The following is an 8,399-nucleotide window of genomic DNA, read 5'->3' as shown; positions in this document are numbered from 1 at the left end:
CCCCCCCCCCCCCCCCCCCCTCTTCCAACAGAAAAGCCACCCTCCTAGATTTAGCTCCGTCTCGTGGGCTCGGAGAGGTGTATAAGAGACAGGGTCGGGGACGGCCCCACCCGCCGCGCGGTCGGTGAGGTCGTCACCGCAGGGGCGCAGGGACCTCGGCCGGGGTCGTCGCCGGCTGGCCGGGGGCGTCCACGTGGTCTGCGTCGTGGACGCACGCGTCGCCGTGGTCGCGCAGGTAGTCCTCGTCGGCCAGGTCGGTCTTGATGCTCAGCGGCACGCCGTGGTGGATGCGGTCGCGGAACCGCGGGTAGCCGAGGGCGAGGTAGAGCAGCCCGGAGGTCAGCGTGCCCGCCAGCCACGACAGGTCGACCCCGCCCATGGCCGTGGCGGCCGGGCCCTGGAAGGCCGGGAGACCGCCGTACATGAACACCCATGTCATGGAGAGGCCGCAGACGAAGGCGACGATCGCCGACCAGTTGACGGACTTCAGGCGGGTGTCGCGGGGGTTGACGAACAGGTAGCCGAAGTTCTTGTGACGGCGCTCGAAGACGAAGTAGTGCACGGCCATGATGCCGCCCCACGTCGCCACCCAGGCCGCGATGGCGATGATCCAGTTGTCGAGGAGCGTCGCGAAGTCCTCGGCGAAGAGGAAGCCGATGACGGCGCACATCGAGAGGCAGCCCACGATGACCGAGAGCTTCTTGCGGCCGATGCGGATGTCGAGCGCCTGGAACGCGACGCCGAACGTGTACAGGTTGATGATGTTCGTGGCGATGGGCCCGTGGATGACGAGCAGGATGACCGGGATCGCCATGGCGCCGAAGCTCTTGACGACGAGCTCACCGGGGTCGGCGGTGCCGTGCATCGTCGCGAGGCTCGCACCGAGCACGCCGAGCCACACGACGGGCAGGAACTGGCCGAGGACCGAGGTGAGGTAGAGCTTCCACTGCGGGATGCGCTTGGAGACGAACCGCGAGTAGTCCGGCGCGTACGTGAACCAGCCGATACCCCAACCGATCCCGATCGCGGTCATGATGCCCGACATGGCGGCCCAGCGCTCTCCGCCGGTCAGCACCTTTCCGGGAGGGCCGGCGTAGCCCCAGTCGATGGGCAGCTGGGTCCAGGCGATGACCGACATGACGATGAGCACGATGATCGTGGGCGGCATCGTGATGCGCTCGAACTTCGCGATGGCGCTGTAGCCGCGGTAGCAGATGCCGACCTGGATGCTCATGATCACGGCCGCGACGCCGATCTTCCAGGCGAGGTTGGACGCGTCCGGGTCGACCCAGCCGATCTTGGCGAACAGCGCCATGACGAGGTCGAGGATGACCCACGTGTTGACGGCCGACCAGCCCACCGCGACGACGGCCTGGATGGCGGCCGGCAGGTAGGCGCCGCGCCGGCCGAAGGCGCCGCGGGCCAGGAGCATGCCGGTGGCGCCGGTCTTCTGCCCGAGGAGGACGAAGAAGCCGAACCCGACCATGCCGATGATGTTGCCGACGACGAGGACGGTCATCGTGTCGGCGAAACCGAGGCCGAGCTGGATGCCGAGCGCGCCGAGGATCCAGTTGATGGGGGCGACGTTGGCGCCGGCCCAGATCCAGAACTGGCCGGACACCTTCGTCGTGCGAGCAGACTCCGGGACGGGCTGGAGCACGTCTTCGACGGTGTGCGTCACCTCTTCCGAGGTGCTGTGCGGGGAAAGGCTCATGTGGGGACTGCTTTCGTCGTTGAAACCCCTGCGGATGAATGCCGGCTGCCGACAACGGTAGGATCCGCATTTCCTCCCTTCCAGCCTCAGAGTGTCGCCTGTGACAACGTCGATGGGTGACAACCTGTCGCCGGCACTGGGATCGTGGCCGGTATGTCCCTGCTTCTGAGTGAGATCCTCGACAGCGGCGTCCTCGCCCCGGGCGCACCACGGGTGGTTGCCGGGGAGCGCGCGGTCGCCACGAGTCGCGTGCGCTGGGTGCACTCGAGCGAGGTGCTCGAGATCGCGCCCCTGCTGTCGGGCGGAGAGCTGCTCCTCACCGGCGGCGTCGCTCTCCTGGCGCTCAAACCCGCTGCACAGGTCGAGTACGTCTGGAGCCTCGGGCGGCGGGGCGTCGCCGCGCTCGCCGTCGAGACCGCCGGGTCCGGGCGGCACCTGCCGGCCGATCTGGTCGCGGCCGCCGAGGAGGCCGGCCTGCCGCTTCTCGAGCTGCGTCAGGTGGTCCCGTTCGTCGAGGTCGCCGAGGAGGTCAACCGACGGATCGTCTCCGCGCAGGTCGCCGCGCTGCAGGTCGCCGACCAGCTGTCCCGCGCGCTCACCGAGCGCATCGCGAGCTCCGGGACGGCCCTCGAGCCGTTGCTGGCCGTCATCGCCGAGGCCCTCGACGTCCACGTGCGCGTGCTCGACACCCGCGGCGGCCTGCTCGCGGCGGCCGGGCCCGAGCCGGACGTGGAGACGTCCGGTGACGGCGGTCGGCTGGGCGCCGAGCTGGAGGTGAGCGGGATCGGCGTCGCGCGGCTCGAGCTGCTCGGTGGCGTCGGAGCCGACGTCGAGACGCTGGAGACGGTGCTGGCCCGGGTCCGCAGCATCGTCGCGCTGGCGCTCGCTCGGCACAGCCGGCCCAGCCTCGCCAGGCTCGCCGAGGACGAGCTGGTGCGGCTCATCGGGGCCGGTGGGGGAGGCGAACGCCTCATCGAGCTGAGCCAGGCAGGCGGCATCGACCCGGAAGGACCCCTGGCGATGGCGGTGGTGCGACGCCCTGCCGACGGGCGCGTCGACACCGAACAGCGGACCCGGCGGGCCTTGCCCTCCACGCTCGTCGTGGCCCACGGCGAGTGGCTCGAGATCCTCGTGCCGCTGCGGGCGCCCACCCGGGCCGAACGCGCCCGGGCTCTCACGGCGCTGCGGGCATCGGTCGCGGGCACCGGGCTCACGGGTGCTCTCGGCCCGACGGCGCCGACCGTGCGCCAGGCGTCCTTCTCGCTGTCGGAGGCGCGCACGACCTGGCGGCTCGGCCGCTCGGCGAAGGGCTTCGACACCGTGTACGACGCCTCCGACTTCCTCGTGGAGCGGATGGCCGAGCGGTCACTGTCCCGAGGCGTCGTCGATGCGCTCGTCGAGGAGGCGCTCGGCGAGCTGGTCCGCCTCGACCAGCGCTCCGGCGGCGAGCTGGTGAGGACGCTCGACGTGTGGATCTCCACCGGGTGCAACGCGACCGAGGCGGCGCAGCTGCTCTTCCTCGAGCGTCAGTCCCTGCACAAGCGGCTCCGCCGGATCTTCCACGTGCTCGGTGGCGACCCCCGAGGGCAGGGGCAGCTCGCAGCGCTGACGCTCGCGGTCCGGCTCGCCCGCGGCGGCGCCCAGCTGCGCGAGGACCCCAGACCGTGACCGCACCGAGGGCCGTCGTCGCGGCGCGCGGTTCGTCGAGGACCACGACCGGCGTCGTCGACGGGAGTCTTGCGAGAATCTTGCGAAACACCGCGGGGTGATGGCCCATTACGGACAATCGGCATGTCCCAGCCCGACGGCCCCGGAGTCCAGCATGTTCGCCAGCCGCTCACGCCAGAGTCGTCGCGTCCGGCGTGAGCGCATCGCGCCCGCCCGCCTCGTCATGACGAGCGTCGCGATCATGTCCGCCGCCGTCGGGGTGCTCGCCACGGCACCAGCCGCATCCGCTGCCGCTGCGGCGGCAGCCGCGGCGACGCCGGTCGGCGCCGACACCCGGGCCCTGTGGGTGTGGGACACGAGCACGCCCGGCGCGACGGTCGACCTGGCGGTCCGGACCGGCATCGACCAGCTCTTCGTCGCCGTCCCGCCGAACGTCAACACCTCGAGCCGGCTGCCCGAGCTCAAGGACCTCGTGGCCCGCGCCCGCGCCGCCGGCATCCGCGTCGACGCGCTCGGCGGTGACCCCGGCTGGGTCGACAACCCCTCGTGGGTCGTCACCTCCTGGCTCAAGCCGGCCAGGAACACCGGGCTGTTCACCGGCATCCACGTGGACGTCGAGCCGTACACGACACCGGCGTGGAGCACATCACGGTCGACCGTCGTGGCGAAGTACCTGAGCCTCCTTGACAAGCTCAGGGCGAGCGCGGGCACCTCGCCGATCGAGGCGGACATCCCCTTCTGGTTCAACGAGGTTCCCGCCGCGGGCGCAGGTGGCAGCGCCTCCACGCTCGACCGCGAGATCATGAGGCGCACCGCCGGCGTGACGGTCATGTCCTACCGCAACACGGCCACGGGCCCCGACGGCACCCTCGCCATCGCCGCGGCCGCGCTGACCGCCGGGGCGGCGCTCGGCAAGCCGGTGCGCCTCGGTCAGGAGACCACCTATCTCGGCGACACGGCCGTGGACACGAAGCAGACGTTCTTCGGCTGGACGCGCACCGACATGGAGACCCAGCTCGCCGAGGTCACCGCCGGGGCGTCGGCGTACGCGACGTTCGCCGGCCTCGCGCTGCACGACTCCTCCGGCTACGCCGCGATGGCGCCCTGACCGACGCCTCGGTCGCACCTGAGAGGCTGGGACCGTGTACGTCAAGGTGTGCGGGCTCAGAGATGCCGACATGGCCCGGGTGGCCGTCGACGCGGGTGCCGACGCGGTCGGCGTGGTGATGAGCGAAGGCAGCCCACGCCACGTGACGCCGGGCCGGGCCCGGGCCGTGGTGGAGGCGGTCGACGGCCGAGCCGACACCGTGCTCGTCGTCCGGGAGATGCCGGTGGAGCGCGCGGTGGAGGTCGCCTCGGAGCTCGGGGTCAGCGTCATCCAGCTGCACGGCGGGTACACGCCGCACGACGTCGCAACGGCACGAGCCGGGTTCGGCCGGGTCTGGCGGGCGACGGCCTTGACCGACACGACCGACGTCGTGGCCGGGGCCTGGGGCGAGGAGCTGCTCCTGCTCGACGCGCCGGTGGCCGGGTCGGGCAGCACGTGGGACCTGTCGGCCCTCGAGCGCCGTCGGCCCGTCGGGCGCTGGCTGCTCGCCGGTGGCCTCGACCCGCTCAACGTCGCCGGAGCGGTGGCGGCCGCCCGACCCTGGGGCGTCGACGTGTCGAGCGGGGTGGAGTCGAGCCGCGGCGTCAAGGATGCGGACCTCGTGCGCGCGTTCGTCGCCGCGGCACGCGGCACGTCGGAGCCCCGCTGACCGATCCGGAGCCGGCCGGGGTGACCATGGCGCGTGCGTCGTGGGTAGGCAGTAGGCAGGGCCCCTCGACGATGCCGGCATCGGCCATCGGCCCCAGGTCCGGGCGGTTCTGACCGTGAGCCGTCCGGGCCGCCGGTCAGGCCCCTGGGCGTCGAACCGGCCGGCGCGCGGCCGAGCATGCCGCCGAGGTCGCAGCGGAGGGTCGGTCCGGAGGGTTAGCCTGCCGAGATGAGCGATGGCGACCACCGCACCCCGCGCCGTCCGGCGTTCTTCAGCCCGTCGGCGCTCGAGGCCCACGGCGGGGCCTACGACCCGACCGAGGAGATCCTCGTCGCCCACGAGACCGCCCGCGCCCTCGTCCACGCCGGGCGCGCCGCCGCCGACCCCGCCGTCACCACCAAGCTCGTCGCGCTCGTCGACGAGATCGGCCTGTCGACCATCGCCGAGCTGTGGTCCCAGCGCCCCGGACGCAGCCTCCCCGGGGCGCTGTGGCGGCTCTACGTGCTGCGCGAGTGGGTGCACCGGGCCCCCGACGACGCCAGCCGTGAGTACCGCGCCGGCATCCGGTTCACGGGCCCGAACCACGCCGTCGCCGGGGCCGCCGAACCGCCCGGGCCGCAGGAGGTCAGCCGGCTCGTCGACGAGGTCCTCCGCGGGGTCTTCGAGGGTGACCTCGCGGTGGCGCTCGAGCGGGCCGCCGCGTTCTGCCGCGTCGTGGCGGCAGGCCGGGCCGACACCGGCTCCGGCGACGCCAGCGCCGAGCAGGCGGCCAACGTCCTGTCGATGGGGGAGGACCTCGCCGCGTCCGCCCGGCTGTGGCGCGCAGACGCCCTCGCCTGACCGGCCGGCCACGCCGGCACGGGCCCGCGGGGACGGGCACGGGTCGCCCGCATCTTGGTGATCGCCGCAGAGGCGCCTATCCTTGATTGCGCGTCGGGCCGCGGTAGCCCCGGGTCCCAAAATCCGCCGCTACGAGCGGCCCAGTGCCGAGAGGCGCTCCCGGCCCGACGTCACACCGTCACCGCGCTCGGTCGCGCTCCGCACCCGGTGTCCGATACCGGGCCGGCAGCGCCCCGCTGGGGCAGGAAGGGGGCCACGATGAGCGGCTTGGGTCCACCCCGATCGGCCTCATCCCGTTCCCTTCTTCCGCGCCCGGGACGCGTCGTCCGGATCTACGCTGGGGGGATGACGCCCGAGGAGGAGCGGTCGGCCGACCTGCTCGATGTTGCACTCCGAGACGAGATCGAGCTCGTCTCCGACCTCGTCGTCGCCGCCTCCGGCAGCGAGCGTCACTTCACCCAGGCCGAGATCGACGAGCTCCTCGGTCTCAGCGAGGACGCCGTCCCGGGCGTCCCCGCTGCAGCATCGTCCGGGCAGGACGCCACGAGCAGCGCCTCGCTGCCCGATCCGCCCCAGGCGCCGGGCGCCGTCGTCGGCGACGCAGCCTCCGGTTGAGACCACCGCGGGCCGACGAACGCGGGGTGAACGCCTGGTGGAACCGCGATTGCGCCGCACGGCGAACTTGCCCGTAGCATCGTCCCCGGACCAGACCCCGACTCGACCGGAGCACGCCCGTGGGTTTTCGCCTCACACCCCAGGACACGAGCTTTTTCTCGCTCTTCACCTCCTCGGCCCAGATCCTCGTCGAGGCCACCCGGGAGCTGACTCGCTTCCTGGAGGACGACCCGTCGAAGCGCCAGGCCATCGCCGAGCGGCTGCGGGAGTTCGAGCACGCCGCCGACGACGCCACCCACGAGCTCATCAACAAGGTGAACAGCTCGTTCATCACGCCGTTCGACCGCGAGGACATCCACAACCTCGCCGCGTCCCTCGACGACTGCATGGACCTCATCGAGGAGACCGCGGACCTGATCGTGCTGTACCGCCTCGGTGACATCCCGGAGGGACTCGCCGACCAGTTCGAGATCCTCGCGCGGATGGCCGAGGTCACCGCCGAGGCGATGCCGCGCCTGCGCTCGCTGCAGGACCTCAAGAGCTACTGGATCGAGATCAACCGCCTCGAGAATCAGGCCGACTCGCTGCACCGCCAGATGGTCGCCAACCTCTTCAACAACTCACCCGACGCGGTGCACGTCATCAAGGTCAAGGCGATCGTCGACGGCTTCGAGAACGCGGCCGACGCGTTCGAGAAGGTCGCCCACGTCGTCGAGGGCATCGCGGTCAAGGAGTCCTGACCCACCGATGGACACCACCATCCCGGTCCTCGGTGTGGGCGCGGTCATCGCGCTCGCCATGGGCTTCAACTACACCAACGGTTTCCACGACGCCGCCAACGCCATCGCGACGTCGGTCTCGACGCGCGCGCTGACGCCCCGTGTCGCCCTGGGCATGGCAGCGGTGGCCAACCTCTTCGGCGCCTTCTTCGGCGCCAAGGTCGCCAAGACCATCGGCAGCGGCATCATCGAGCAGCCGGTGGGCGTCAACGGCCTGTGGCTCGTCGCGGCGGCCCTCGTGGGAGCCACCGGCTGGAACCTGCTGACGTGGTGGTTCGGCCTCCCGTCGAGCTCCTCCCATGCCCTCATCGGCGGCCTCGGCGGCGCGGCCCTCGTCGCCGGCGTCGCGGTGCAGTGGAGCGTCATCTGGGAGAAGGTCATCATCCCGATGGTGGCCTCGCCGGTCATCGGCATCATCGTCGGCTACCTCGTCATGACCGCGATCCTCTGGATCTTCCGCGAGTCCAACCCCGGACGCGTCACGCGCGGGTTCCGCTGGGCGCAGACGGCCTCGGCTGCCGCGATGGCCTTCGGCCACGGGCTGCAGGACGCCGCGAAGACCGCCGGCGTCGTCGTCCTCGCGCTCAACATCTCCGGCCACCACCAGGACGACAGCATCCCGCTGTGGGTCCTCCTGCTGTCGGCCATCGTCATCTCGCTCGGCACGTACGCGGGCGGCTGGCGCATCATGCGCACCCTCGGCCGTCGCATCATCGACCTCGGTCCGCCACAGGGGTTCGCGGCCGAGACGACCGCCGCGGCGATCCTCTACGTGGCCGGCCTGTCCTTCGGTGCCCCGATCTCGACGACGCACACCATCACCTCGGCGATCATGGGCGTCGGTGCCACGAAGCGGGTCTCGGCGGTTCGCTGGAGCGTCGCCGGCAACATCGTCGGCGCATGGGTGCTGACGTTCCCCGGTGCAGGGCTCGTCGCGGTCCTCGCCTGGTACATCACCTCCATCTTCCGCTGACCGCCAGGGGCCGCGTCCCCCCGCTTCGACGTGCGCGCCACCCGCCTCCGCCC

Annotated in this window: 8 protein-coding genes; 7 read left to right on the top strand and 1 reads right to left on the bottom strand. The window is 71.8% G+C overall.

Annotated features, from left to right (window positions below; translation table 11 throughout):
• Positions 1-133: 133 nt before the first annotated feature.
• A complete protein-coding gene (locus tag ACR9ZK_RS19365) occupies positions 134-1,714 on the bottom strand; it encodes a purine-cytosine permease family protein (protein ID WP_481343601.1) in 1,581 nt (526 codons plus the stop codon).
• Positions 1,715-1,867: 153 nt separating this feature from the next.
• Between ACR9ZK_RS19365 and ACR9ZK_RS19360 the strand changes: the two genes are divergently transcribed.
• The 7 genes from ACR9ZK_RS19360 (at position 1,868) to ACR9ZK_RS19330 (ending at position 8,346) form a co-directional block, all read left to right on the top strand.
• Positions 1,868-3,382 (top strand): PucR family transcriptional regulator, encoded by a 1,515-nt coding sequence (locus ACR9ZK_RS19360; RefSeq protein WP_481343600.1) that lies wholly within the window; start codon positions 1,868-1,870, stop codon positions 3,380-3,382.
• Positions 3,383-3,536: 154 nt separating this feature from the next.
• Complete coding sequence (locus ACR9ZK_RS19355; protein WP_481343599.1) at positions 3,537-4,490, top strand: hypothetical protein; 954 nt, start codon at positions 3,537-3,539, stop codon at positions 4,488-4,490.
• Positions 4,491-4,524: 34 nt separating this feature from the next.
• Positions 4,525-5,139: a phosphoribosylanthranilate isomerase gene (locus ACR9ZK_RS19350; RefSeq protein ID WP_481343598.1), complete on the top strand. Its 615-nt coding sequence runs from the start codon at positions 4,525-4,527 to the stop codon at positions 5,137-5,139.
• A 228-nt stretch (positions 5,140-5,367) separates the two neighbouring features.
• A complete protein-coding gene (locus ACR9ZK_RS19345; RefSeq protein ID WP_481343597.1) occupies positions 5,368-5,979 on the top strand; it encodes a hypothetical protein in 612 nt (203 codons plus the stop codon).
• A gap of 345 nt (positions 5,980-6,324) precedes the next feature.
• Complete coding sequence (locus tag ACR9ZK_RS19340) at positions 6,325-6,594, top strand: hypothetical protein (RefSeq protein ID WP_481343596.1); 270 nt, start codon at positions 6,325-6,327, stop codon at positions 6,592-6,594.
• A 119-nt stretch (positions 6,595-6,713) separates the two neighbouring features.
• Positions 6,714-7,334, top strand: a complete 621-nt coding sequence (locus ACR9ZK_RS19335; protein ID WP_481343595.1) for a DUF47 domain-containing protein — start codon at positions 6,714-6,716, stop codon at positions 7,332-7,334.
• A 7-nt stretch (positions 7,335-7,341) separates the two neighbouring features.
• Positions 7,342-8,346 (top strand): inorganic phosphate transporter, encoded by a 1,005-nt coding sequence (locus ACR9ZK_RS19330; RefSeq protein ID WP_481343594.1) that lies wholly within the window; start codon positions 7,342-7,344, stop codon positions 8,344-8,346.
• Positions 8,347-8,399 lie beyond the last annotated feature (53 nt).

Source organism: Monashia sp. HAY1-5C, from assembly GCF_056755255.1.
This window is presented reverse-complemented; position numbering and strand designations above follow the sequence as displayed.

Coding starts and splice junctions, on each gene's coding strand:
- ACR9ZK_RS19365 (WP_481343601.1), bottom strand. CDS start 1,714: ATGAGCCTTTCCCCGCACAGCACCTCGGAAGAGGTGACGCACACCGTC.
- ACR9ZK_RS19360 (WP_481343600.1), top strand. CDS start 1,868: ATGTCCCTGCTTCTGAGTGAGATCCTCGACAGCGGCGTCCTCGCCCCG.
- ACR9ZK_RS19355 (WP_481343599.1), top strand. CDS start 3,537: ATGTTCGCCAGCCGCTCACGCCAGAGTCGTCGCGTCCGGCGTGAGCGC.
- ACR9ZK_RS19345 (WP_481343597.1), top strand. CDS start 5,368: ATGAGCGATGGCGACCACCGCACCCCGCGCCGTCCGGCGTTCTTCAGC.
- ACR9ZK_RS19340 (WP_481343596.1), top strand. CDS start 6,325: ATGACGCCCGAGGAGGAGCGGTCGGCCGACCTGCTCGATGTTGCACTC.
- ACR9ZK_RS19330 (WP_481343594.1), top strand. CDS start 7,342: ATGGACACCACCATCCCGGTCCTCGGTGTGGGCGCGGTCATCGCGCTC.